The sequence below is a fragment of the Cryobacterium sp. AP27 genome, from assembly GCF_056680495.1.
Genome location: NZ_CM155285.1, coordinates 845,040 through 869,776, shown reverse-complemented (window position 1 = coordinate 869,776; position 24,737 = coordinate 845,040). Strand labels below are relative to the sequence as shown.

Genomic DNA, 24,737 nt, shown 5'->3' with positions numbered 1-24,737 from the left:
CGCGACCGACCTCGTCCGCGCGTGCGAATCACGGTGTGTCGCGAGAAACTCCGAGGCTACGTGCGCCCGCGGCGGCCCGGGTCAGTGGCCGAGGGCGAGACGGATGCCGAGGGCCAGCATCACCACGGCGATGACGGCATCGAGCACGCGCCAGGCACTGGGGCGCGCGAAAAACGGGCGCAGCAGGCGCGCGCCGAAGCCGAGCGCCGCAAACCACACAAAGCTCGCGAGCACCGCGCCGGCGGCCCACCACCAGCGCTCCGCCGGCCCCTGCTGGTTGGCCACTCCGCCGAGAAAGAGCACAGTGTCGAGGTACACATGCGGGTTCAGCCAGGTCAGCGCGAGCACCGAGGTGACCGCCACCCGCAGGCCGATCTCCGCCGGTGCACCGGAGACGACGAGCGCTCCGGGACGGATGGCCCGCCGCGCGGCCCAGAGTCCGTACCCGATCAGGAAGGCGGAGCCCAGCACTCTAATGACGACGATCGCCACCGGCGCCGCGGTGATGACCGCGCCGAGCCCGACGACGCCGGCGAGGATCAGCACCGCGTCGGACAGCGCGCAGATGGCCACGACCGGCGCGATGACGCAATTGCGGCCTTCGATCCCGAGCCGGAGCACGAAGGCGTTCTGGGTGCCGATGGCGACGATCAGCGTCAGTCCGGTGATCAGGCCGAAGAAGGCAGGTACGAGGGTCGCAGAGAAGGTCACGGTTCAACGCTAGAACGATTCGGCAAATCAGTACAGCTATGGTTTCTTAGGCTGGATAAGCTGGGCTTATGCAGCGCTTCACTCTGGAACAGCTCGCGACACTCCTGGCGCTGATCGACGCTGGATCGTTCGACGCGGCCGCCGTACGGCTGCACATCACGGCATCCGCTGTGTCACAGCGCGTGAAGGCGATGGAGCACACGTGCGGGCGCGTTTTGGTGCAACGCACCGCACCGGTTCGCCTGACCGAGGCAGGTTCGGTGCTGCTGCGCTACGCCCGGCAGGTGGAGCTGCTCGAGGCCGACACCGTGCGAGAGCTTCAGGAGGGTCCGGGCGATGGGCGGCCGTTCCTCGTGTCCCTCGCTGTGAATGCCGACAGCCTCGCCACCTGGTTCTTGGAGGCGTTGGCCGGCCTCGGCGAGAGCCTCGGCGTGGCCTTCGACCTGCACCGGGAAGATCAGGAGCACACCACCTCCCTGCTGCGCGCCGGCACCGTGATGGCGGCCGTGACCGCGACGCGGGAGTCCGTGCAGGGCTGCGTCACGGAACCACTCGGGATGATGCGCTACCGCGCCGTCGCGAGCCCGGCCTTCGTCGACCGCGCCCTGCCGCACGGCCTCGCCGGCTCACCGGGCCTGACGGACGCACCGGTGGTGACGTACGAGCGTAACGACGACCTGCAGGAGGGATTCCTGCGCGGGCTGTTCGGCGCCGGTAGCACCGGCCCGACACACTTCATCCCCACCTCGAACGACTTCGCCCGTGCGATTCTGCTCGGCTTCGGGTGGGGCCTACTGCCCGAGCAGCAGTGCCTGACCGAGATCGCTGACGGTCGCCTGGTTGATCTGGCGCCGGAACGCGCCGTGGATGTTCCCCTGTACTGGCAACGGTGGAATCTGTCCTCGCCGTTACTCGATGCCGTGTCAACGGCGGTGCGCACCGAGGCGGCGCGCACGCTGGCTCCCCTCCGAGCCACTGGACCTGAGCCTTCGGTCTAGAACGAGGCGGTACAGACGCACATTTCGTTGCCCTCCACGTCGGCGAGCACCCACCAGTCCGGGGCATGCTCGTCGGTGAGCAGGGTCCCGCCTGCCTCGACAATGGTCTGCACACGGTCCTCCGCGTCGTCATTGGGCACGTAGACGTCGAGGTGGATCCGGTTGCGGTCGGTCCGCGCGATTTCCATGTGCTGGAACCACACCTTGGGATCTCTCCCCCGCGGGTCGACCAGTTCGATACCATCGTCGCCGAGCTTCTCTTCGTAGTCGAGCGCCGCCGCCCAGAACGGACGAATGGCGTCGGCGTCGGTGCAGTCGATCGCGATGTCGCACCGAGTCGGTTGCAGCGTGGCGACCTTCGCACCATGATCTGCGGCAAGCTCGTCGATCCGCGCGGCGAGCGTCAGGTCACGCGCGGTCACACCGCCGACGTCGTGCGAGCTGAGCACAAAGTCGATGCTGCCGTAGCCGAGCCGCACATCGGGGTGATGATTCATCGCATCCGCTTCCCCGGCCACGGCCGTGAGCAGCGCGACCGCCGTGGTGAAGTCGGCGGTCGTGAATGAGGCGTGCAGCGAGCTGTTGAAGTGCACGAACGCACTCTCCTGAAGCGCGTGAGCCGTATTGAAAGGGGCAAGGAGTCCGGCGCTGGATTTCATGCCTCCACTGTGCTCCGCGCTCCCCCACCGGTCAAGGGAGCGGGCTCGGACGGCGCTGGATATCAGGCGTGTTCTGAGCGGTTACCGTGCTTTCAGCGGTGGGTGTTCTCCGCCTGATCGTCGGAGAGCTCCGCGAACGACGCCGCGGATATACCCGACCGGGCCAAAGCCCCGGTCAGATAAACGAAAACACCGTCAATGGTGGTTGTCATGGAACAAGTGTGACAGCAGCCACCGACACTGGCCGGGGCCGGCGTGGCCGGAAACTAGACCATCGTGAGCACCATTGCCGGGTTGGCCAGGATTGTGCCGACATCGGCGAGGAATCGGGATCCCTGCTCGCCGTCGACGAGACGGTGATCGAACGACAGACTCAGGGTGAGCACCTGACGCAGAGCCACCTCGCCCCTGTACTCCCACGGCGTGCGACGAATGGCGCCCATGGCCAGGATGGCGGCCTCCCCCGGGTTGAGGATCGGCGTTCCGGCATCGATGCCGAAGACCCCGATATTCGTGATCGAGATGGTGCCGCCGCCCAGCGCGGCCGGCGTCGTTGTTCCCGCCCTCGCGGCCGTGGTGAGCTCGGCGAGCGCCGCCGCGAGCTCGGTGATCCCCATCGTGTCGGCGTCCTTGATGTTGGGCACCATGAGACCACGGGGTGTGGCCGCGGCGATGCCGAGGTTCACGTAGCCGAACTGCACGATTTCGCCGGCGGCCTCGTCCCATCGGGTGTTGACGCTCGGGTTGCGGGCGATCGCGATGCACACGGCCTTCGCCACGACGGTGAGGATGGAGATTCGCTGGTCGGCGAACGCCCGGTTGCTCTTCAGCGACTCGAGCAGGTCCATTGTGGGTGTCACATCCACGCTGAGAAACTCGGTCACGTGCGGCGCGGTGAACGCGCTCTTCACCATCGCGGCCGCGGTGAGCTTGCGGATGCTCTTGATCGGCGTGCGCGTCTCTCGAGCGGATGCGCCGGGCGCCGTTTCGTCGTCGGCCGGCGTCGGTGTGGACGCCTCGACCGGCGCGGCGTCGTTCTGCGCAGCACGCACATCGTCCCGGGTGATGAGGCCGTCCGGACCGGTTCCCGTGACGGTCTCAAGGTTGACACCAAGATCGCGGGCAAGCGCCCGCACCGGCGGCGTGGAACGCGGGCGCTCCCCCGTGGCCGTCTCGGCGGCCACGGACTGGGCGGTCGACTCGGCCGGCACCACAGTCTCCGGGGTCCCGTTTGCCGGGACGTCCGTTGTCGGCGCATCGGTTGACTGCGCAGCGGCTGCCGGTGCCGCGGTTGCCTGCGCCGACGCGGCGGCGGGAACGCCAACGCCGGAGCGTGCCCGTCGGGCCGGGCGTCCGCCGCGTTCGACGGCGGGGCCGTAGCCGACGAGATTCGCTTCACGCTCCTCGGTGGCCGGAGCCTCCGGTTCGCTCGTGGGCTCGGCGGCCGCTCCCGCGGCATCCGCCACATCGAAGGACACGATCGGCTCACCGACGTGCACGACGACACCTGCGGGCTGGTGCAGCTCGCTCACGACGCCGCTGAACGGCGACGGCAGCTCGACGACGGCCTTGGCCGTCTCCACATCGGCGATGTGCTGGTTGAGGCTCACGGTGTCCCCGGGCGCTATGTACCAGGCCACGATTTCGGACTCGGTGAGTCCCTCGCCGAGGTCGGGCAGCTTGAAGATCTTGAGCATGGTCACCGTCCCATCGCCGTGTCGATACCGTCGAGAATACGGTCGAGGTCGGGCAGGTGGTGGCTCTCAAGTTTCGCGGCGGGGTAGGGAATGTCGAAGCCGGTCACCCGCACCGGCGCGGACTCCAGGTAGTTGAAGCAGCTTTCGGTGAGGCTGGCAATGATCTCCCCGCCGATGCCACCGGTGCGGTTGGCTTCGTGCGTCACCACGAGGCGACCCGTCTTGCGAACGGATGCCTCCAGCGTGGGGTAGTCCACCGGTGACAGTGACCGCAGGTCGATGACTTCGATGGATACCCCTTCGTCGGCCGCGGCGAGCGCGGCATCCCTAGCGGTCGGCACGAGCGGACCGTAGGTGACGAGGGTCACGTCGGTGCCCGGCGCCACGATCGTGGCGCGTTCCATCGACGCCCCGAGCTCGGGGATGACCTCACCCTTCGCGTGATAGCGACGCTTCGGCTCGAAGTACAGCACCGGGTCGTCGCTCGCGATGGCCTGCCGAATCAGACTGTAGGCATCCTGAGGGTTGGAGACGGCGATCACGCGCAGCCCGGACGTGTGTGTGAAGTACGCCTCCGGCGATTCGGAGTGGTGCTCGGCCGCGCCGATTCCACCGCCGAAGGGTACCCGGATGGTGATGGGCATCTTCACCGCACCCTGGGTGCGGTAGTGCAGCTTGGCGACCTGGCTGACGATCTGGTCGAAGCCCGGGTAGATGAAACCGTCGAACTGGATTTCGGCGACCGGACGGTAGCCGCGGTAGGCGAGACCCACAGCCATGCCGATGATCGCGGACTCCGCGAGCGGCGTGTCCATGACGCGGCGGTGGCCGAACTCGGCGAGCAGGTCGCTGGTCACCCGGAAGACGCCGCCGAGCGCGCCGATGTCTTCACCGAGCAGCACGACCTTGGGGTCGTCGGTGAGTGCCCGGTGCAGGCCGGCGTTGATCGCCTTGGCGAGGGTGAGGGTCTTGGTGCTCGTGTCGGGCGTCATCTGGGTCGCCTCTGTCCCGGTCGTTGTTTCTGGATTTGGCATCGTCATGGTCATGACCGTTCCCCGGTGCTCTCGGTGTTGCTGGAGTCGAAGCTCGACAGGTAGGCGGCGTACCGGGCGCGTTCCCGGTCGAGCGTGGCGTTGGGCGTGGCGTACACGTTGTCAAAGACGGTGAGCGGCTCGGGGTCGGGCATATCGATGCAGCCGGCGCGAAGTTCGGCGGCGACCGTATCGGCCGTGACCTGGGTACGGGCCTCGAGTTCCGGGGTGAGCACGCCGCGCGATTCCAGCAGGCGCTGCACGCGCAGGATCGGGTCCTTGAGCTTCCACGCCTCGAGTTCCGCCTTGTCCCGGTAGCGGGTGGGGTCGTCCGCGGTGGTGTGCGGACCCATCCGGTAGGTGACGGCCTCTATGAAGGTGGGACCCTCGCCGCGTCGGGCGCGATCAAGGCCGATGCGGGTGGCCGCGATCACGGCCAGCACGTCGTTGCCGTCCACGCGCAGGCTCGGGATTCCAAAGCCCGGGGCCCGGTCGGCGATGCTCTGCACGGCCTGGAGACCCACGGGTTCCGAGATCGCCCAGTGGTTGTTCTGGCAGAAGAACACGACCGGCGCCTGGAAGCTGGCGGCGAAGATCATCGCCTCGTTCACATCGCCCTCACTGGTTGCCCCGTCACCGAAGTAGGTGACGGCGACCGAGTCGACGCCGTCGTGCTTGGCGCCCACGGCCCAGCCCACCGCGTGCAGGGTTTGGGCGCCGATGATGATGTTGGGGGCCGCGAGCTGATGCTCGTAGGGGTCCCAGCCGGACTGGGCGTTTCCGCGCCACACGCGCACAATATCGGCGAACGGAACCCCGCGCGCATAGGCGACGGCGTTCTCCCGGTAGCTGGGAAACATGAAATCATCGTCGCGGGTGGCCCGGGCGGAGCCGATCTGCGCGGCCTCCTGCCCGAGCAGCGGCGGCCACAGGCCCAGCTCACCCTGCCGCTGCAGGGCCGTCGCTTCGGTGTCGATGCGACGCACCACGACCATGTCTTCATACAGGGCGGCGAGCTGTTCGTCGGTGACATCGGCGACCCACGGGTCCAGCTCGGGGTTAGCAATCCGCACCCCGTCGGGGGTGATGAGTTGCACGAATTCGGGGGATGATTCAAGCATGGGGCCGCTCCTAGCGTCGCTGCTAAAGTTGTTTGAATCGTAAGCCGATGCGGCAAAGGGCACAACCACGTGGATGAATATTGAGCATTGTGCCCTATTCCACGACATCAGAGCGTGTTAGGTTGAGCAACATGTACACCCTCGACCAGACCGACACCCAGCTGTTGCGCGCGCTCACCGAGGAGCCGCGCAGCACCTTCGTCGCTCTCGCGCAGAAGCTCGGACTGTCCCGGAACACCGTGCAGGCCCGAATGGCGAGGCTCGAAGAATCCAACACCTTTCTGAGCTTCGATCGGCGGGTGAACACCATCGCCCTCGGCTACCCGCTCACCGCCTTCATCGACGTGCACGTGCAGCAGAAGCGACTCGCCCAGATCGTGGCCGAGCTCGCGCAGATTCCCGAGATCGTGCAGGCTCACGGCATGAGCGGTCAGTCCGACCTGCTGGTGCGGGTGGTCTGCACGGATGCCGACGATCTGTTCCGCATTGACGGCACCATTCTCGCCGTCGAGGGTGTCGATCGCACGGAGACGAGCCTCGCGATGGGTGAGGTGATCCCGTTCCGGGTGGCGCCTCTGTTGGAGCGAGCGCCGCACCGGCCCGGGCAATAATCTATTTGCTAAATCCTTCATATGGTTATATAAAGAAGTAATGATGTTTATGTGTGGGAGGTTCCGATTCGGGAACACGCACGAACACGCGGCCCCGGCATGAGCTTCCTTCGTCTGGCCACCCTCATCCGCCGCGGCGGCCGCATCGCGGAACCCGCCCCCGTGGCCCCGCCTCTGTTCCCCGGCGCCGAGGTCTTCGGCGGCAGCGTGCAGGTGCGTTTCATCAACGCCGGCGGCTGCAACGACTGCCCGGCCGAGGTGTCCGCCGCATTCGGCCCCGTCTACGATGTGGAACGCTACGGGGTTCGCCTCACCCCCTCCCCGCGCCATGCCGATGTGCTCGTGATCACCGGTGCCGTCACCCGCAACATGGCAGAACCCTTGCGCCGCACGATCGAGGCGACACCCGCACCGCGGTTCGTGATCGCCGTCGGCGACTGCGCGCTCACCGGCGGTATCTTCGCCGACGGTTACGGCCTGGCCGGCGTGGTGTCCGATTTCGTACGCGTCGACCTCGAGGTGCCCGGCAGTCCCCCCGCGCCCGACGCCATCGTGCGGGCCCTGCGCCGGATGACCGGCCGATGACCGTTCTTGGCGCGGGCCTGATCCTGCAGCTCGTGCTCGCGGGTGCCGCCGTGATAATAGCGTTCACGGCGGCACCCGCCCTGCGCGCCAGGGCCACGGGTATCCCGGTCACGCTGCTCGCCCTGGCCGGCGTGGTCACCGGCGCCGTGGCCATGAGCGGCGCCACCGGCGGCATCCGTCTTCCGCTTGCCCTGCCGATGGATCCCCTCGTCCTGGAGCCGGACCCCCTCGGCGGTCTGTTCATGGTGGTCGTGTCGGTCGTGGGCGTTCTCGTCACGACCTTCGGCATCGGCTCGGCCACGGGCCCCGCCTCGTCGCGCACGGCATGGGCCGCCCTTCCGGTGTTTCTCGTCGGCATGCAGCTCGTGCCGGCGGCCACGGACTCCGTCTCCTTCCTGCTGGCCTGGGAGGTGATGACTCTCGGCTCGACGGTGCTGTTGATGGCGGACCACGCGAGCCGGGCCTCGGTCGCTTCCGCCGGCGTCTGGTACTCGGCAATGTCCCAGCTGAGCTTCTTCCTCGTGCTCGCCGGATTCTCGGTGCTGGCCGCCGCGACGGGCGGTACGAGCTTCTCCACGCTCGCGACCGTCGAGCCCGGATCGGGCGCCTCAAACCTCGCCTTCGTGCTCTTCCTGCTCGGCTTCGGCGGCAAGGCGGAACTCGTGCCGCTGCACGTCTGGGTTCCCCGGGTGTTGCCGGAGGCACCGAGCCATGTGTCCGCGGCGATGAGCGGCGCCATGGTGAAGATCGGCGTCTACGGCGCCCTGCTCGTGTGCGTGCGCCTGCTGCCGGAGGCCCCGCCGTGGTGGGGAATCCTCATCATGATCCTCGGCGGCGCTTCCGCTCTCTACGGCATCCTGCAGGCCTCGGTCTCGAGCGACCTCAAGGTTCTTCTCGCGTATTCCACCACCGAGAACATGGGCCTCGTGTTCCTCGGCCTCGGTGCCTCGGTGCTGCTGCGTTCCTCCGACGCCCCCGAGGCAGCGGATGCCGCCCTCATCGCCGCCCTGCTGCTCGCCGTGAGCCACGCCCTGTTCAAAACGACGCTGTTCCTCGGCGCCGGTGCGATCAGCCATGCCACCGATGAACGCAACCTCGACAATCTCGGCGGACTCGGCGTTCGCATGCCCTGGACCGCGTTCTCGTTCGGTGTGGCGAGCCTCGGCGCCGCGTCCATCCCGATCACATCGGGTTTCGTCGCCGAGTGGATGCTGCTGCAGTCACTCATCCATGGCGGGCGACTGAACGGCGAGGTCGTTTCCGTCGCGGCATCCGTTGCGATGCCGCTCGCCGTCGCCGTGATCGCCCTCACGGCCGGCCTCGCCCTGCTCACGTTCGTGAAGGCGTACGGGATCGCGTTTCTGGCCAGACCCCGGTCGACCGCGGCCGCCCTGGCCCGCGAGGTTCCTCCGCTGATGCGGGTGTCGCTGGTGCTCGGAGCCCTGGCCGTCCTGGCCCTCGGCCTCGTGCCGGGCCCGGTGGCCGCCGTCGTCGCGGCGACCGTCGGCCCGCAGACCGCACTCGCGGCGGCGCCCGTCGGTCTCAATGGTGTGGCGCTTCCCGGCATCGACGCGGTGCTCGACCCGACCATGCTCCTTCTGCTCTCTGCTCTCGTGGCCCTTCCTATCCTGATCGTCATCGCGGTCTCGGCCCGCCGGCATCCGGCACGCAACAGCGCACTGCCATGGGGCGGCGGCGGTTCCCGTGCCCGGCCCCGCATGCAGTACACCGCAACCTCTTATGCCGAGCCGCTCGTGCGCGTCTTCGACGACGTGCTCAAGCCCTCACGAGACGTTCAGGTCACCCACGTGGGCGAATCACGCTATCTCGTGGAACGCGTCACCGTGCAGCAGAAAGTCTCCGACGTGATCGAGACCCGGCTGTACCGGCCAGTGCTCAACATGGTGCAGCGCTACGGCGTCCTCGCGCGGCACGCGGCCAACGGCAGCATCCACCGCTATCTCACCTACTCCTTCGTCGCCTTCGTGATCCTGCTCATTGTGGTGTCACTGTGATCTGGGCCGCGATCGTCATCGCGATCGCCCAGGTCGCGGTCTTCGTCGTTCTGGCTCCGCTGGTCGTGGGTGTGATGCGCCAGGTACGGGCTCGTCTTGAGGGGCGCGCCGGCCCCGGCGTCTGGCAGCCGTGGCGCGACGTGCGCAAGCTGCTGCGCAAGAACCCGGTGCGCGCCCAGGGCAGCAGCGGAATGCTCCGGGCCGGGCCGGTCGCCGTGCTCGTCTCGAGCCTGCTGCTCTGCGTGCTGCTCCCCCTGGTGGGGACGATACCGTTCGATCTCATCCCCAGCGACCTGTTCGTGATCGTCTCGGTCATGCTGATCGGCGTGGTCGCACTCGCCCTCGTGGGCCTGGACAGCGGCACGGCCTTCGGCGGCATGGGCTCGAGCCGCCACATGACCGTCGCTGCACTGGTGGAGCCGACCCTGCTGCTCGCCGTCTATGCCCTCTCGATTCCCGCCGGCAGCTCGACGCTGTCGCTCATCGTGCAGGCCAGGCTCGACACCCCCGAGATCATCATTTCGCCGGTGAGCGTGCTGGCCATCGTGGCCCTGACGATTGCGATCATGGCGGAGACGGGCCGGTTGCCCGTCGACAATCCGGGCACTCACCTCGAGCTCACGATGCTGCACGAGGCGATGCTGATCGAGGCATCCGGCAGAGATCTGGCCTGGCTCGAACTGGGTTCCTGGCTCAAACTCGCCGCGTTGCTCGGCCTCGTCGCCAATCTCGTCGTTCCCTGGGGAGTCGTCACCGACTTCGGTGCGTTCGCCCTGCTTCTCGGTACCGTGACCATCGCGGCCAAGGTGCTGATGCTCGCCGTGCTGCTGACCGTCGGTGAGGTCTTCCTCGCCAAGGTACGGCTCTTCCAGGTGCCGGAACTGCTCGCCGGTTCGTTCGCCCTCGCCTTCCTCGCCGTGACCGCCTCCTACCTGGTCGCTTAGGACCCCATGACAGACACCCTCTACACCCAGCTCGTCGGGCTCTGCACCGGAACGCTCCTGTTGACGAGCGCGCTCATGGTCTGGCGGCACTCTCTGCTCGCGTCGATCCGACTCCTCTCCGCACAGGGCGTGGCTCTCGCCGCCCTGGTCGCCGTTATCGGCGCGCAGGAGAATGAGGCCGAGCTCATCCTGGTGTCGCTGCTGATTCTCGCCACCAAGGGCGTGGCCCTGCCATGGGTGCTCGCGCACCAGACCAAGGCCACCATCCGCACGATCGAGGAGTCACCCCGGCTCAACCCCACCGCGGCCCTGCTCACCGTGACGCTGCTGACCATCCTCGCGTACGTGGTGGTCAGCCGGCTGATCGGCCTCGGCACGAGCGTCGCGTCCCACGCCGCCCCGATCGGTCTCGCCATGATCCTCACCGGATTCCTGCTGCTGATCACCCGACGTCGAGCGCGTTCGCAGCTCATCGGCTTCCTGTTGCTCGACAACGGCATCGCCACGGTCGCGTTCCTGACCAGCGGCGGTGTGCCGCTGCTCCTCGAGCTCGGCGTCTCCCTCGACGTGCTGCTCGTCGTGCTGATCCTGCATGTCTTCACCGGCCGGATGCGCCACAAGTTCGGTGGGACCGACGTCGACCAGTTGCGGGAGTTGCACGACTGATGGAATTCGCGCTCTGGACCCCTCTCGCCATCCCGGCGTTTTTCGCCCTGCTCGGCATCGCCGTCGACGCCGCCCCGCTTCGCCGCTACTACCCCGTGGTTTCCAGCGCCGCCGTGCTCGGCTCCGGACTGCTGCTCATTTCCGCCGTGCTGCGGCACGGCGGCGCCACGAGCGTCGGTGACCTGTTGCGGGCCGATGCCCTCTCGGCCTACATGCTCACCGTGGTCGGCGCGGTCGGGCTCGTCTCCACCTGGGGTGGGCTCAGCGGCCGCGCGGAGGGCCGCGGCCGCGCCACCGGCACCTACGGCGCCCTGCTGTCGTTGTTTCTCGCCGCCATGTCCCTCGCGGTGCTCGCGGACAGCATCGGCCTGATGTGGGCGGCGATTGAGGCGACGACCATCGCGACGGCGTTTCTCGTGGGCCATCACCGCACCAGGCGCTCACTCGAGGCAGCCTGGAAGTACGTCATCCTCGGCTCCGTCGGCGTTGCCATCGCGCTGCTCGGGATCGTGCTGATCTACGCGGCATCCATCGGCACCGACTCCCCCACTCTCTCCTGGCTCGCCCTCAGCCGCAGCGGCCTCGGCCTCGACCGGGCCCTCGTCACCGCCGGCGGCGCCCTCGCCGTGCTCGGTTTCGCCACCAAGGCCGGCCTCGCCCCCATGCACAGCTGGTTGCCGGACGCCCACAGTCAGGCCCCGGCCCCCGTATCCGGCCTCATGTCCGGCGTGCTGCTGTCCGTTGCCCTCTACGCGATCCTGCGCATCCAGACCATCACGAACGCCGTGATCGGTCCGGATTTCCTGCGCGTCATGCTCAGCATCGGCGGCCTGCTGTCCCTGCTCGTCGCCGCCTCCCTGCTCATCCGACAACGCGATTACAAGCGGATGCTGGCCTACTCGAGCATCGAGCACATGGGTCTCATGGCCATCGGCGTGGCCATCGGCCCCGCCGCCCTCCCGGCGGTGCTGCTCTACGTGCTCGCGCACGGGTTGATCAAAGCCACGCTTTTTGTGCTCGCGGGCCGCATTCTCGCGGTCGAAGGCACCGCCCTGATCGGTGACGTCCGGCATCTTCTGGCGCGTCGGCCCGGCCTGGCCGTCCCATGGCTCGTGGGTATGAGCGCACTGGTCGGTTTTGCGCCGTTCGGCATTTTCTTCGCCGAGGTCGGCATCATCACGGCCGGATGGGCAGCGGGTATGGGCGTCGTCGTCGGAGTGGCCCTGCTGCTCCTGCTGGTGATTTTCGCGGCGCTGACCCGACTGACGGTGTCCATGACCATGGGGTCCCCGCCTGCGATCGAACCGTTCACGCCGGACCGCTCCGCGCACGGGCCTCGGCTGCCGATCATCCTGGCCCTCGCCGTGACCGCGACGCTGGCCTTCGTCGCCGAGCCGGTAGGAACTCTTCTCCTGCAGGCCGGCGCTGTTCTGGGAGGGACGAACTGATGATTCCCCGCACAGGTCCGCGAACGGTCACCCGCGACGAGGTGGAAGCCGCGGCATCCGCGCTGCTCGCCGACGGGCGACGGCTCGCGCTGATGGCCTGCCATGAAGACGACGACACGTTCCGGATCGTCTACTGCTTCACCGGCGGCGACGACGACGCCCGAGTACACCTCTCGGTGACGGTACCCCGGTCCGACGCGTGGATTCCGAGCCTGGCCGCGCTTTCACTCCCCGCCGGCACCTTCGAACGGGAGATTCGCGACCTCTACGGCGTCGAGCCGCACGATCACCCGCAGCCGCACCGACTCGTGCGCCACGGACACTGGCCGCGCGGCTGGTACCCGATGCTGCGGGGTGCGCGGCTCGCTCCCGAGTTCGAACCCGACGTGGAGTCGTTCCCGTTCGTGGAAGTGGAAGGCCCGGGCGTGTACGAGATCGCCGTCGGCCCCATCCACGCCGGGATCATCGAGCCCGGCCACTTTCGCTTCTCGGTCGTCGGCGAGACGATCGTGCGCATGGAGGCCCGGCAGTGGTACCTTCACCGCGGGGTGGAGAGGCTGTTCGAGGGCTTACCGGCGGAGCACGGCATCGCCCTGGCCGAGCAGATCACGTCAGACACGACGGTGGGACATTCCCTGGCCTTCGTGATGGCCGTGGAAGACGCCGCCCACATCGAGGTGCCGGAATCCGACCGGCTGGTTCGTGCTCTCCTGCTCGAGATGGAGCGGCTGTACAACCACGTGACCGACCTCGGGTCGCTCGCCAACGACGTCGGTTTCGGCATCGTGGACGCGCACGCACAGTCTCTGCGTGAACAGCTCCTCCGCATCAACAAGACCCTCACCGGTCACCGCTATTTGCGCGGCGGGCTCAGCATCGGCGGCGCACGCATTCAGACGCTCCCTGACCCTGGGGTCCTGCGTCGTATTCAGGCCGCGGTCGAAGAACTCGTCGCGGTATCGCTCGGACACTCCATCGTGCGGGGACGTTTCACCGGCACCGCCACGTTGCCGTCTCAGCAGGCGGCCACGATCGGGACGCTCGGCTACGTGGCGCGCGCCTCGGGCATCGACGTGGATGCCCGGCGGGATCACCCCTTCGTGGACCTCGGCACCGCGTTCCGGGTGGTCACGGAGGAACGGGGCGACGTGCTGGCCCGGTACCGGGTGCGGGCCCGGGAATTCTCGGTTTCCGTTGCGGTGATCATCGATCTAGTGCACCGGCTCGGTTCGTCGACGGGAAGCGGCACGGTGGCGCCGGCGACAGGGCCGGGTGCCGGCCTTGCCCTCGTGGAGGGGTGGCGGGGCACCATTGCGCACCGCGTCGAGCTGGGCGCCGACGGACGGCTGGGCCGGGTGAAGGTCGTCGACCCGTCCTTCTTCAACTGGCCCGCTCTGCCGGTGGCCCTGGCCGAGACGATCGTGCCCGATTTTCCGCTCGCCAATAAGAGTTTCAACCAGTCCTACGCCGGCAACGACCTCTGACTCGGCGCCGCCGCAAGAGGCGGGTCGGTCGGTCCTGCTACTGGGCGTCCTGCTCCATCGTGCGCAGCAGCGCGTGAGAATCGGTGAGGTTGGACAACACCATCCGCTTGGCCGAGGCGAGCAGCTCAATGGTGTCCCGGTCACGCAGGGTGTAGAAGATGCTGTTGCCCTCCCGGCGCGTCACGACGACACCCGCGCGCCTGAGCACACCGAGTTGCTGGGACAGGTTGGAGAGCTCGCAGCCGAGTGTCTCGGCGAGGCTGCCGACCGAGCGTTCGCCGGCCACAAGCTGTTCCAACACCTGGACGCGGAGCGGGTGCCCGAGTGATTTGAACAGGTCGGCCTTCAGTTGGGCAGCGGGAACACCTTGACTCAGCACAAGTTGAGCATATCGCTATGTTGCGATTTCTTCAAATAGATCGAGCGTCGTCAGCCGGTCAGTACCCCATCCTGCCGGAGGGCTCGCACGTAGCCCAACGCATTGCCGAGTGCGTTCGGGTGGAAGTTGGGCGCGGCCGTCGGATTCGCCTGGTCGTAGGCGACGAAGGGAAGCCTCGCGCCGATCCCGTGGTTGGTGAATTCCTGCGTCACGTCAACCAGGGTCACCCGCGGATCTGCCGCAGCGGCGACCCCGGCCGAGATTGCGGCGTTGAGGGCGTCCGTGCCCGAGTTGACGAGGTCGCCCAGCGGAAGGAGGCCGGGCTGGAACAGCCGGGGGTAATTCAGTACGACGACCCTCGCCTGCGGCGCAGCCGCCGCGATCCCGGCGTACGTCGCCGCGAGGCGGGGCGGGAGCACGGCGATCGTTCCCAGGCTGACGTCCACCGTTGCCCGGCAGAGGTCCGATGCCGGGTTCGGAGCACACGCCGCCAGGACGGCATTCGATCCCGCGTCGATTCCTCCGATCGTGACCGTCACGAGTCGCGTGCTGCTGCTGACCCCGGCCAGCTGACCAGCAATGTCGGACAGGGACGCACCGGAGCACGCGTTATTGGACACCAGGCGGTAGCGGCTGGCCAGCGCAACGAGTTTCGGATAGCTGGAGTACTTGCTCCTCAGGCATGGTCCTGCTTCGTACGGCGGAGCCCCCTGCCCTGCCGTGAAGGAGTCGCCCAGGGCCACGTACGACCGGGCTCCGGAATCCGTGCCGTGGGCGAGCGCCGGCGATGCCGCCCCGCCGAGGAAGAGCGCCGCGAGGAGTGCGACCGTGGCGACGCGTGAACCCAGGCGAAGGCGGTGCACCGCTGATATTGAGGGAATCATGCGGGCACCCTACGCCCGACGGAGCGCCCCGGCAATGGCCGCATCGCACCCAGAACCTGACGACTGCGCGCGCCGTTGATCGGCGAGTCAGTCGCTCACCATGTCCCGCTCCCGCAGCCGCCACAGCCCCAGCACGCCGAATACGACCGCGAGCACGGTGATCACGATGATCGGCAGGGCCTGGAAGTCCTGCCCCACGCGCGAGACGGCGGTGACGGGGGTGTTCTCGGCAACCCACCGCGGGAGGGAGAACAAGTCGCCGAACATCGACACGACCGCCACGACGGCGAAGGTGCCCCAGGTGATCACGCTTGCCGCGCGTGGGAACCACGCGGCGCAGAAGACGGCGAAGGCGATCATCAACAGCACCGACGGCCAGTAGGCGATGGACGCCGCCGCGAAGCGCGGGGCCTGCTGCGGATCGTCAATCGATGCTCCGTAGCTGGCCCCGATGGCGAAGCCGCTCACTCCGAGAAGCACCAGCGACCAGACGGCGGGCAGGACCAGGCGCGAGAGCGCCCACCGCACGCGGGAAATGGCTCGCGACCAGGCGAGCTCGGCGCGGCCCGAACGCTCCTCGGTCCGCACGCTGTCGGCGCTCTGCAGCGCGAACGCCACGATCAGCAGCACGTTGGCGATGGCGAAAAGACCGAGCAGGCCGTCGAGCAGATTCGATTGCCCGCCGGTGAACGCCTTGGCGATCGGGTTGTCGGCCGTGAAGAGGTCGGTCATGGCCGTCGCGACCGTCCCGAAGAAAACCGCGCCGATGAGAACACCCACGGTCCAGCCGATGAGGGACCCGCGTTGCAGCCGCAGGGTGAGTCCGACCGGGGTTCGGAGCAGCGCGCTCGCGGTGCGGGGACCCTGCCGGTCCGGCAGCATGCCGGCGCCCACGTCGCGTCGTCGCTCGAGAGCCAGTGCGATTACCACCAGGACCACCGCGCTACCGACGGAGACGGCGAGGGGACCCCAGTTATTCTGGGCGTACGAGCGCATCTGCTGTCCCCAGCCGAGCGGGGACAGCCAGCTGATCGGGCTCGTCGTGTCTCCCTCTGCCTGCAGGTCCGCCGCGGCACGGATGAGGTACGCTGCCGCGAGCACGATGGACGCGAGCCCGTTGGCCCCTCGGCTGGTCTGCGCGAGCTGACCGGCGAAGGCAGCCACGCCCACGAAAACGAGGCCGACGCCGGTGAAGGATGCCCCCATCGCCAGGGCGCCGTCCGTGGGGAGGCCTTGTCCGATTGCGGCGATGGCGCAGGCGAGACCGACGACGACGGAGAATGCGCCGGCCACGATCCAGTTCGCCATGGAGTAGGCGTGGCGGCCGAGCACCCCGCCGCGCAACAGCTCCGTGCGGCCCGCTTCTTCCTCCGCGCGTCCATTGCGCGACACAAGGAAGATGACCGCGAAAGCGAGGGCGATGGCGACGGTCATCCACAGTTTGATGTTCAGAATGCCGCCGAGGGTGCTCGCACCGTACGGCAGCCCGGTGAGCGCGGCGACGGCCGGAGTGTTTGCCACGACGGCATAGGCGTCCCGGTCCGCCTGGGTGGGAAAGACCACCCGCTGGGATTCGACGACGAGCGCGATCATGCCGGCGAGCACCACGACCCAGATGAGCAAGCGCAGCCAGTTTCGCCGCAGGAGAAAGCGCAGCATGATCCCGAAGCCGACGTAGGCGTCGGGAATTCGTCCTCGACGCGGAGCCGCCGCCCGGGTCGGCAGGGACCGTTCTCCGGTTCGGGAGGTGGCGGTGGACATCAGTTCACCTCGGTGCCGGCGAGAGCTGCGTCGCCCTGTGCGCCGTAGTGACGCAGAAACAGTTCTTCGAGCGACGGCGGGGTGGAGATGAGTCCCCGCGGCGCGAGGGGTGCCAGCGCCGCCATCACCGTCGGCAGTGCGCCCTCGGCGACCGAAAAAGACACGCGCTGACCGATCGCGGCAAAATCGTGCACTCCGTCCACGGCCCCGATCAGGGCCGGGTCGCCGTCGAGTGTCACGGTGATCGTGGAACGCTGCAGGTGGCGCAGTTCCGTGAGCGTGCCCGACTCCACCGTGCGCCCGCCGCGGATGATCGTCACGGTGTCGCAGAGCTTTTCGACCTCGGCGAAGATGTGGCTGGACAGCAGAACCGACCGTCCCTCCTCCTTGAGCTCGGTAATGCAGTCGGTGAACACGCCCTCCATCAGCGGATCCAGTCCGATCGTCGGCTCGTCCAGGATGAGCAGTTCGGCGCGGCTGGAGAGCGCGGCGACGAGAGCGACCTTCTGGCGGTTTCCCTTCGAATAGCTGCGTGCCTTCTTGCTCGGGTCGAGTTCGAATCGTTGCACGTACCGGTCGATGCGGGCCCGATCGACGTCGCCGCGCAGTGCTCCGAGGATATCGATGGCCTGCCCGCCGGTCAGGTTCGGCCACAGTGTCACATCACCGGCGACGTAGGCCACCCGGCGGTGCAGTTCGACCGCGTCCCCCCACGGGTCACCGCCGAGCAGGGTTGCGCTGCCACCGTCGGCGCGGAGCAGTCCGAGCAGGATGCGGATTGTGGTGGATTTTCCCGACCCGTTGGGCCCGAGGAAACCGGCCACGCTGCCGGTGGCCACGCGCAGATCCAAGCCGGTGAGCGCAGGAGCGGCACCGAAGTTCTTCTTCAGTCCGCGCACGTCAATGGCGAGTTCGTTGGTCATGTCTGTTTCTCCAGTCGAAGTCGTGGGTGTCGCATCAGGAGGGTTCGGTGGAGTCGAGGGCTTCGCGCGTCATGCTCAGCGCGGTGTCATCCGTGTAGAGGCCGTTCGTATAGAGCTCCGCGGTCGGGAGGGCCACCCGGCGCATGACGGCGGGCCCGAGGCCCTGCCCGGCGCAGTCGAGAACGCGGGCCAGATGGGACGCCATCGTCACCATTCCGAGGCTCGTCATGGCCATCACCGCCGCGAGCGCCCGCGGGTCTGCTGACGCCCGGAGGGACCCGGAGGCGGCCCCCGCGCGCAGGAAATCCTCGGTTTCATCGATGATGACATCCACGATTCGCTGACCGGCCGCCGAGTCCTCGGTAATGGCCCTCGACAGGTAGCCGATGTCGATGGCGTACCGGGTGGGATCGGCCAGATAGCCCTGGAGAACGGCACGCAACCCCTCCGGACTGCTCTTGTCCTGGGCCTGGCGAAGAATCGTACCGAGCACGTGATCATCGCAGGCGCGGCGCAGGCCTTCCTTGTTGCCGAAGTGGTGCATCACCAGTCCCGCGCTCACTCCCGCGGTCATCGCGATAGACCGCACGCTCGTCTTGCCGAATCCGTCGGCGGCGAACCGTTCGATCGCGGCGTCGCGTATCTTGGCAGCGGCGGTGAGGTCCGTGGGTGGCGAGGATATGGCTGAACGCATGTTCAACATGCTATACGCGTGTGCAACCGGGTTCAAGGCCCGGAACGGCAAAAGGCCCGCCCTGCCGTAGCAGTGCGGGCCTTCCGTCTACCCGACCGACCTGGCGAGAGGTGATCGGGAGAATTTCAGGTGTGAACCTGTGTTGAGTCTAGCCTTCCGCCGGAGCGTCCGTGCCGTGGGATGCCGCGTCGCGGCCTTCCGTGTCCGCGGCGTCTTCGAGGACGGGGGCAAGCGACAGCTTGCCACGGTCATCGATCTTGGTGATCTCAACGAGCACCTTCTGGCCGACGCCGAGTACGTCTTCGACGTTCTCCACGCGCTTGCCACCGGCAAGCTTACGCACCTCAGAGATGTGCAGCAGACCGTCCTTGCCCGGGAGCAGCGATACGAAGGCGCCGAAAGCGGCGATCTTCACGACAGTTCCGAGGAACTGCTCGCCGACCTCGGGGTTGGTCGGGTTGGCGATGGAATTGACCATGGCGCGAGCCGCATCGGCCGACGGTCCGTCGACGGCGCCGATGTACACGGTGCCGTCTTCTTCGATCGAGATGTCGGCGCCGGTCTCATCCTGGATGCCGTTGATCGTCTTGCCCTTCGGGCCGATCAGCTCGCCGATCTTGTCGACCGGGATCTGGACGCTGATCACGCGAGGTGCGGTCGGTGCCATTTCGTCGGGAGCGTCGATGGCGGCGTTCAGAACCGAGAGGATCGTCGCGCGGGCGTCGCGGGCCTGGGTCAGCGCACCGGACAGGACCGACGCGGGGATGCCGTCGAGCTTGGTGTCCAGCTGGATCGCGGTGATGAAGTCACTCGTTCCGGCGACCTTGAAGTCCATGTCGCCGAGGGCGTCTTCGGCACCGAGGATGTCGGTCAGGGCCGCGTAGCGGGTCTGACCGTCAACGGTGTCGCTGATCAGGCCCATGGCGATACCGGCAACCGGTGCGCGCAGCGGCACTCCGGCGTTCAGCAGCGACAGGGTCGAGGCGCAGACGGAACCCATCGAGGTGGAACCGTTGGAGCTGAGCGCCTCGGAGACCTGGCGGATGGCGTAGGGGAACTCCTCGCGCGTCGGCAGCACGGGAACCAGGGCACGCTCAGCGAGCGCTCCGTGGCCGATCTCGCGGCGCTTCGGCGTTCCGACACGGCCGGTTTCACCGGTCGAGTAGGGCGGGAAGTTGTAGTTGTGCATGTAGCGCTTCTTGGTGACCGGGTTGAGCGAGTCGATCGACTGCTCAAGCTTCAGCATGTTCAGCGTGGTCACGCCGAGGATCTGGGTCTCACCGCGCTGGAAGATGGCCGAGCCGTGAACACGGGGAATGACCGCGACCTCGGCGTCGAGCGGACGGATGTCCGCCAGTCCGCGGCCGTCGATACGAATGCCCTCGTTCAGCACGCGCGAGCGCACCACGAGCTTCGTGACGGACTTGTACGCGGCGTTGACCTGGTTGTTCGCGCTCGCGTCGAGCTCCCCGGCCTCGACCTTGGCTGCGACAGCAGCCTTGACCGTGGCCTTGAGGGCATCGTCGGCGTTCTGACGCTCAACCTTGTCGGCGATCGCGTAGACGGCCTTGAGCTCGTCGTAGGCGAGAGCAGCGACGGCGTCGTATGTGGCCGTCTGGTAGGGCGGGAACAGTGCGAAGTCGGCGGTCGGCTTGGCCGCCTTGTCGGCGACTTCCTGCTGAGCGGCAACGAGCTGCTTGATGAACGGCTTGGAAGCGTCGATGCCCTGGGCAACGACTTCTTCGTTCGGCGCGATGGCGCCGCCCTTGATCAGGTTCCAGGCTCCGTCGGTGGCCTCGGCCTCGATCATCATGATCGCGACGTCCTGGGCGCCGTTGGCGTCCGTGACAACGCGGCCGGCGACGACCATGCTGAACACGGCGTCGGCGAGCTGCGAGTGCTTCGGGAAGGCAACCCACTGGCCGCCACCGTTCTCGTCGGGAACGAGGGCGACGCGAACGCCACCGATCGGACCGGAGAAGGGCAGTCCGGCGAGCTGCGTCGACATGGACGCAGCGTTGATCGCGAGCACGTCGTACAGCTCGTCGGGCTCGATAGCCAGAACGGTGATGACAACCTGGATCTCGTTGCGGAGACCGTCGACGAACGACGGGCGCAGCGGCCGGTCGATCAGGCGGCAGGTGAGGATGGCGTCGGTCGAGGGACGACCTTCGCGGCGGAAGAAGCTGCCCGGGATACGTCCCGCGGCATACATGCGCTCTTCGACGTCGATGGTGAGCGGGAAGAAGTCGAAGTTGTCCTTCGGCTGCTTGCTCACGCTCGTGGCGGAGAGAAGCATCGTCTCTTCGTCAATGTAAGCGGCGGCAGAACCCTGCGCCTGCTGGGCGAGACGCCCGGTTTCGAAACGGATGGTGCGCTTGCCGTACTTGCCGTTGTCGATAACGGTTTCGGCGAACGTGATTTCTGGACCCTCCATGTGGGGGTTCTCTCCTTAGTGTTGCTTCTCACCATGCTGGCGACGAAGGCTCGCGTGCCCGTGTGACAGGCGAGTTGGACCGGGAGCGGGATTCGCAGTTGTAGACACTGCCGAAGCGCTCCTGTTGCAGGCCAATGCGAAAGATTGGCCGTGGCAACTCTAACAGACGAGTCAGAAGCCGCCGGTGGGGCTGAAGCTCGAGTCGAGGGCGAAGGGATCCCGAACCTGGATCCCCCGCTCCGACCGGGCGACGAGCGCCGTGAGCTCCGCCGCTGCGCGATCGATTCGATCGGGCAGCGTGTGCAGCGCGCCGGCGCCGCTCCCCCAGTCCTCGGCCGCGGCAAACACCGCGGTCGGTGCGACGACGGCGTGCAGGTAGGTGAACATCGGGCGAATCATGTAGTCGAGTGCGAGCGAGTGGCGTGGCGTGCCCGCCGTCGCCCCGATCAGCACGGGCATGTCGGTGAGCGAACGGTCATCGAGCACATCGAAGAACGATTTGAACAGGCCGCTGTAGCTTGTGGTGAAGATGGGCGTGACGGCGATCAGGCCGTCAGCGGTGGTCACGGCCTCGATCACCGCGTCAAGCGTCGGGCTGGGGAAGCCGGTGAGCATGTTGTTCATCACGTCCTGCGCCACGTCGCGGAGCTCGAACGTGACCACGGTCGTGTCCACCCCCTGCTCGGCCAGCCGGGCGACCGTCGCGGCGGTGAGCTTGTCGGCGAGCATGCGGGTGGAGGAGGGTTGGCTCAGCCCGGCAGACACCACGGCGAGGGTTCTCTTTTCGGTCATGGTCTACGCCTGCGTCGAGGGTTCGCGGAGCGCGGGGCTCGCGCTCGCCGCGGCATCCGCCAGTCGCGACTCGCCGCGGGCGGTGCGCTCGGCGGCGAGCACGAGGGAGGCGTGGGTGGGGCCGTCCGGCACGTTCGCGGGGCGGTTCCGGGCGAATTCCTTGCGCAGAACGGGAACCACCTCACCGCCGAGGATGTCGAGTTGTTCCAGCACGGTTTTGAGCGGCAGCCCGGCGTGGTCCATCAGGAACAGTTGACGCTGGTAGTCGCCGAAGTGATCACGCATGGCGGCGTAGCGGTCGATGACCTGCTGCGGACTGCCGACGGTCAGTGGCGTCTGCTCGGTGAATTCTTCGAGACTGGGGCCGTGGCCGTACACCGGAGCGTTGTCGAAATAGGGCCGGAATTCGTTGACGGCGTCCTGTGATCTGGTGCGCATGAAGGCCTGGCCGCCGAGGCCGACGATGGCCTCGGAGGCGAGCCCGTGACCGTAGTGCTCGAAGCGCGCACGGTAGTAGCCGATGAGCTTCATATAGTGCTCTTTCGGCCAGAAGATGTTGTTGGCGAAGAAGCCGTCGCCGTAGTACGCGGCCTGTTCGGCGATTTCGGGGCTGCGGATGCTGCCGTGCCAGACGAAGGGCGCGATGCCGTCGAGCGGGCGCGGCGTGGACTGGAATCCTTGCAGCGGGGTGCGGAACTGACCCTGCCAGTCGACGTACTCCTCCCGCCACAGGCGCCGGAGCAGCGCATAGTTTTCGAGCGCGAGTGGGATCCCCTGGCGGATGTCCTGCCCGAACCACGGGTACACGGGTCCGGTGTTGCCGCGGCCGAGCGTCAGGTCGACCCGGCCGCCGGAGAGGTGCTGAAGCATCGCGAAATCTTCGGCGATCTTCACGGGGTCGTTCGTGGTGATGAGCGTCGTGGCCGTGGAGAGAATGAGCTTCTCCGTTGTCGCCGCGATATAGCCGAGCAGGGTCGTGGGCGACGAGGGCACAAACGGCGGATTGTGGTGCTCGCCAGTGGCGAACACGTCGAGACCGACCTCTTCGGCCTTCTGTGCGATCGCGACCATGGCCGTGATTCTCGCGTGCTCGGTGGGCTCGTGGCCCGTCGTGGGGTCTACGGTTCTGTCGCCCACCGTGAAAATTCCGAACTGCATGTACGTCTCCAATTTTCTATACGTCTGCATGTATATCCGGCACAACGGCAACCGGAGCGATCTTATTCCCGGTCGGCGCAGACGCAACGGCCGAATCCGTGCGCCGGGCCCGGACGGGGCGCAAACGACGAATTCGACCGTCACAAGAGGTTCGAAACAGCTACCTCAGCGCAGGCTCCTCGGCCGCTTCGACTGCGACGAGCGGGTTGCCATCGGCGTCGAGACCGCGCATTTTGCGGCCCAGCACCGAATGGCTGCGACCGTAGAGGAAGTACACCGCCAGGCCGACGGCAAGCCAGACGGCGAAACGCGCCCAGGTGAGGGTCGTGAGGTTCAGCATGAGCCACCCGCAGAGCACCGCCGACAGGATCGGCAGGAACGGCGAGAACGGCACCTTGAACGCGCGGGGCAGGTCGGGTCGCTTCTTGCGCAGGACGACCACCGCGATGCTCACGAGCACGAATGCCGACAACGTTCCGATGTTGATCATTTCCTCGAGAACACCCACGTCGGTGAGGCCGGCGATGAGGGCGACGGCCAGACCGACGATGATCTGCAGGCGTGCCGGCGTGTGGCGCTTTTCCGAGGTGACGCTGAGTCCCCGAGGAAGCAGGCCGTCACGGCTCATGGCGAAGAGCACGCGGGAGAGACCGAGCAGAAGCACCATGATCACGGTGGTGAGCCCGACGAGGATGCCCACGGAGATGATCTGCGCGGCCCACCCGGCCCCAACGGCGACGAAGGCCGTGGCGAGGGAGGCGTTGGGGTCGTCGGCGAGCACCGTGTAGGGCACCATTCCGGTGAGTACGAGGCTCACACCGATGTAGAGCACGGTAACGATGCCGAGGCCGAGGAAGATGCCCCGGGGAAGCGTCTTCTGCGGGTTTTTGACCTCCTCGGCGGAGGTGGCGACGACATCGAAGCCGATGAACGCGAAGAAGACGAGCGAGGCTCCGGCGAGCAGCCCGAACAGGCCGTACTGGGCCGGGGCCGCGCCGGTCATGAAGGAGAACAAGGACTGCATCCACACGTCCCCCTCACCGGGCTTGGACGGAACCGATTCCGGGATGAACGGCGTGTAGTTCTTGACGTTCACGAAGAACGCGCCGACCACGATCACGAAGAGCACGATGGCGACCTTGATGATCGTGAAGATGCTGGCGACGCGAGCCGACAGCTGCGTGCCGAGTACGAGCAGGGTCGTGAAGATGGCCACGATCACGAACGCTCCCCAGCTCACCTCGAGCCCGAACACGGTGATGGTGGCTGGAATGTTCCACCCGGCGAGCTCGAAGACGCTGCTCAGGTAGATACCCCAGTACTTCGCGATCACGGCCGCGGCCGTGAGCATTTCGAGGATCAGGTCCCAGCCGATGATCCAGGCGAGGAGCTCCCCGAGGGTGGCGTAGGTGAAGGTGTAGGCCGAGCCCGCGACCGGCACGGCGGAGGCGAATTCGGCGTAGCACATGATGGCGAGGGCGCAGGTGAGTGCGGCCAAAAGGAATGCGAGCGTCACGGAGGGGCCGGCGTAGCTGCCCGCCGCCTTCGCGCCGACCGAGAAGATGCCGGCACCGACCGCAACGGCGACACCCATGATCATCAGGTCCCAGGTGCCCAAGGTGCGTTTGAGGCTATGGCCCTTCTCAAGAGAATCGGCAATGGAATCTTCAATACTCTTGGTGCGCCTGAGGCTCATAGCGGGGTGGTGTCCGTTCAGTCGTTCATCCGGCATTCTTGTC

The 24,737-nt window shown here is 67.2% G+C and carries 22 protein-coding genes; 8 read left to right on the top strand and 14 right to left on the bottom strand.

Annotated elements, in window-relative coordinates:
• Nucleotides 1–81 precede the first annotated feature (81 nt).
• Complete coding sequence (locus AC1MB9_RS03990) at nt 82–711, bottom strand: LysE/ArgO family amino acid transporter (RefSeq protein WP_479963752.1); 630 nt, start codon at nt 709–711, stop codon at nt 82–84.
• A gap of 68 nt (nt 712–779) precedes the next feature.
• Here AC1MB9_RS03990 and AC1MB9_RS03985 point away from each other — a divergent pair, with 68 nt between their 5' ends.
• Complete coding sequence (locus AC1MB9_RS03985; protein ID WP_479963751.1) at nt 780–1,709, top strand: LysR family transcriptional regulator ArgP; 930 nt, start codon at nt 780–782, stop codon at nt 1,707–1,709.
• On the opposite strand, the gene AC1MB9_RS03980 is transcribed toward AC1MB9_RS03985, so the two are convergent.
• From AC1MB9_RS03980 to pdhA, 4 genes are all read right to left on the bottom strand, one after another.
• Nucleotides 1,706–2,368, bottom strand: coding sequence for a VOC family protein (locus tag AC1MB9_RS03980; protein ID WP_479963750.1), 663 nt, complete (start codon nt 2,366–2,368; stop codon nt 1,706–1,708). The two genes, AC1MB9_RS03985 and AC1MB9_RS03980, sit on opposite strands and share 4 nt — an antisense overlap.
• 266 nt (nt 2,369–2,634) lie before the next feature.
• Nucleotides 2,635–4,065, bottom strand: coding sequence for a dihydrolipoamide acetyltransferase family protein (locus AC1MB9_RS03975; RefSeq protein ID WP_479963749.1), 1,431 nt, complete (start codon nt 4,063–4,065; stop codon nt 2,635–2,637).
• Nucleotides 4,066–4,067: 2 nt separating this feature from the next.
• Complete coding sequence (locus AC1MB9_RS03970) at nt 4,068–5,057, bottom strand: alpha-ketoacid dehydrogenase subunit beta (protein WP_479963748.1); 990 nt, start codon at nt 5,055–5,057, stop codon at nt 4,068–4,070.
• Between the two features lie 50 nt (nt 5,058–5,107).
• Entirely contained in the window at nt 5,108–6,217 is a 1,110-nt protein-coding gene (pdhA, locus tag AC1MB9_RS03965) for a pyruvate dehydrogenase (acetyl-transferring) E1 component subunit alpha (RefSeq protein ID WP_479963747.1), read from the bottom strand.
• A 131-nt stretch (nt 6,218–6,348) separates the two neighbouring features.
• On the opposite strand from pdhA, the gene AC1MB9_RS03960 reads away from it, so the two are divergent.
• The 7 genes from AC1MB9_RS03960 to AC1MB9_RS03930 all read left to right on the top strand — a co-directional run bounded on the left by AC1MB9_RS03960 (nt 6,349) and on the right by AC1MB9_RS03930 (nt 13,970).
• Entirely contained in the window at nt 6,349–6,828 is a 480-nt protein-coding gene (locus AC1MB9_RS03960) for an Lrp/AsnC family transcriptional regulator (RefSeq protein WP_479963746.1), read from the top strand.
• 99 nt (nt 6,829–6,927) lie between these two features.
• Nucleotides 6,928–7,413 (top strand): NADH-quinone oxidoreductase subunit B family protein, encoded by a 486-nt coding sequence (locus tag AC1MB9_RS03955; protein ID WP_479963745.1) that lies wholly within the window; start codon nt 6,928–6,930, stop codon nt 7,411–7,413.
• Complete coding sequence (locus AC1MB9_RS03950; RefSeq protein WP_479963744.1) at nt 7,410–9,428, top strand: proton-conducting transporter transmembrane domain-containing protein; 2,019 nt, start codon at nt 7,410–7,412, stop codon at nt 9,426–9,428. The genes AC1MB9_RS03955 and AC1MB9_RS03950 overlap by 4 nt, the downstream gene beginning before the upstream one ends.
• On the top strand, nt 9,425–10,372 hold the full coding sequence (locus AC1MB9_RS03945; RefSeq protein ID WP_479963743.1) for a respiratory chain complex I subunit 1 family protein: 948 nt from the start codon (nt 9,425–9,427) through the stop codon (nt 10,370–10,372). Before AC1MB9_RS03950 ends, AC1MB9_RS03945 begins: the two co-directional genes overlap by 4 nt.
• A gap of 6 nt (nt 10,373–10,378) precedes the next feature.
• Nucleotides 10,379–11,038, top strand: coding sequence for a hypothetical protein (locus AC1MB9_RS03940; RefSeq protein ID WP_479963742.1), 660 nt, complete (start codon nt 10,379–10,381; stop codon nt 11,036–11,038).
• Nucleotides 11,038–12,486, top strand: coding sequence for a proton-conducting transporter transmembrane domain-containing protein (locus AC1MB9_RS03935; protein WP_479963741.1), 1,449 nt, complete (start codon nt 11,038–11,040; stop codon nt 12,484–12,486). The genes AC1MB9_RS03940 and AC1MB9_RS03935 overlap by 1 nt, the downstream gene beginning before the upstream one ends.
• Complete coding sequence (locus tag AC1MB9_RS03930) at nt 12,486–13,970, top strand: hydrogenase large subunit (RefSeq protein ID WP_479963740.1); 1,485 nt, start codon at nt 12,486–12,488, stop codon at nt 13,968–13,970. The genes AC1MB9_RS03935 and AC1MB9_RS03930 overlap by 1 nt, the downstream gene beginning before the upstream one ends.
• Before the next feature lie 37 nt (nt 13,971–14,007).
• On the opposite strand, the gene AC1MB9_RS03925 is transcribed toward AC1MB9_RS03930, so the two are convergent.
• The 9 genes from AC1MB9_RS03925 to AC1MB9_RS03885 form a co-directional block, all read right to left on the bottom strand.
• The gene (locus AC1MB9_RS03925; RefSeq protein ID WP_479963739.1) at nt 14,008–14,349 is read right to left on the bottom strand and encodes an ArsR/SmtB family transcription factor; all 342 of its coding nucleotides are present in this window, start codon (nt 14,347–14,349) and stop codon (nt 14,008–14,010) included.
• 50 nt (nt 14,350–14,399) lie between these two features.
• On the bottom strand, nt 14,400–15,233 hold the full coding sequence (locus AC1MB9_RS03920; RefSeq protein WP_479963738.1) for a GDSL-type esterase/lipase family protein: 834 nt from the start codon (nt 15,231–15,233) through the stop codon (nt 14,400–14,402).
• Nucleotides 15,234–15,320: 87 nt separating this feature from the next.
• A complete protein-coding gene (locus AC1MB9_RS03915; protein ID WP_479963737.1) occupies nt 15,321–16,994 on the bottom strand; it encodes an ABC transporter permease in 1,674 nt (557 codons plus the stop codon).
• Nucleotides 16,994–17,917, bottom strand: coding sequence for an ABC transporter ATP-binding protein (locus AC1MB9_RS03910; protein ID WP_479963736.1), 924 nt, complete (start codon nt 17,915–17,917; stop codon nt 16,994–16,996). The genes AC1MB9_RS03915 and AC1MB9_RS03910 overlap by 1 nt, the downstream gene beginning before the upstream one ends.
• A 34-nt stretch (nt 17,918–17,951) precedes the next feature.
• Nucleotides 17,952–18,611: a TetR/AcrR family transcriptional regulator gene (locus tag AC1MB9_RS03905; RefSeq protein ID WP_479963735.1), complete on the bottom strand. Its 660-nt coding sequence runs from the start codon at nt 18,609–18,611 to the stop codon at nt 17,952–17,954.
• A 148-nt stretch (nt 18,612–18,759) separates the two neighbouring features.
• Complete coding sequence (locus tag AC1MB9_RS03900; RefSeq protein ID WP_479963734.1) at nt 18,760–21,048, bottom strand: polyribonucleotide nucleotidyltransferase; 2,289 nt, start codon at nt 21,046–21,048, stop codon at nt 18,760–18,762.
• 171 nt (nt 21,049–21,219) lie between these two features.
• The gene (locus AC1MB9_RS03895) at nt 21,220–21,840 is read right to left on the bottom strand and encodes an FMN reductase (protein ID WP_479963733.1); all 621 of its coding nucleotides are present in this window, start codon (nt 21,838–21,840) and stop codon (nt 21,220–21,222) included.
• 3 nt (nt 21,841–21,843) lie between these two features.
• Nucleotides 21,844–22,998, bottom strand: coding sequence for an LLM class flavin-dependent oxidoreductase (locus AC1MB9_RS03890; RefSeq protein WP_479963732.1), 1,155 nt, complete (start codon nt 22,996–22,998; stop codon nt 21,844–21,846).
• Between the two features lie 160 nt (nt 22,999–23,158).
• Nucleotides 23,159–24,694, bottom strand: a complete 1,536-nt coding sequence (locus tag AC1MB9_RS03885; protein ID WP_479963731.1) for an amino acid permease — start codon at nt 24,692–24,694, stop codon at nt 23,159–23,161.
• Nucleotides 24,695–24,737 lie beyond the last annotated feature (43 nt).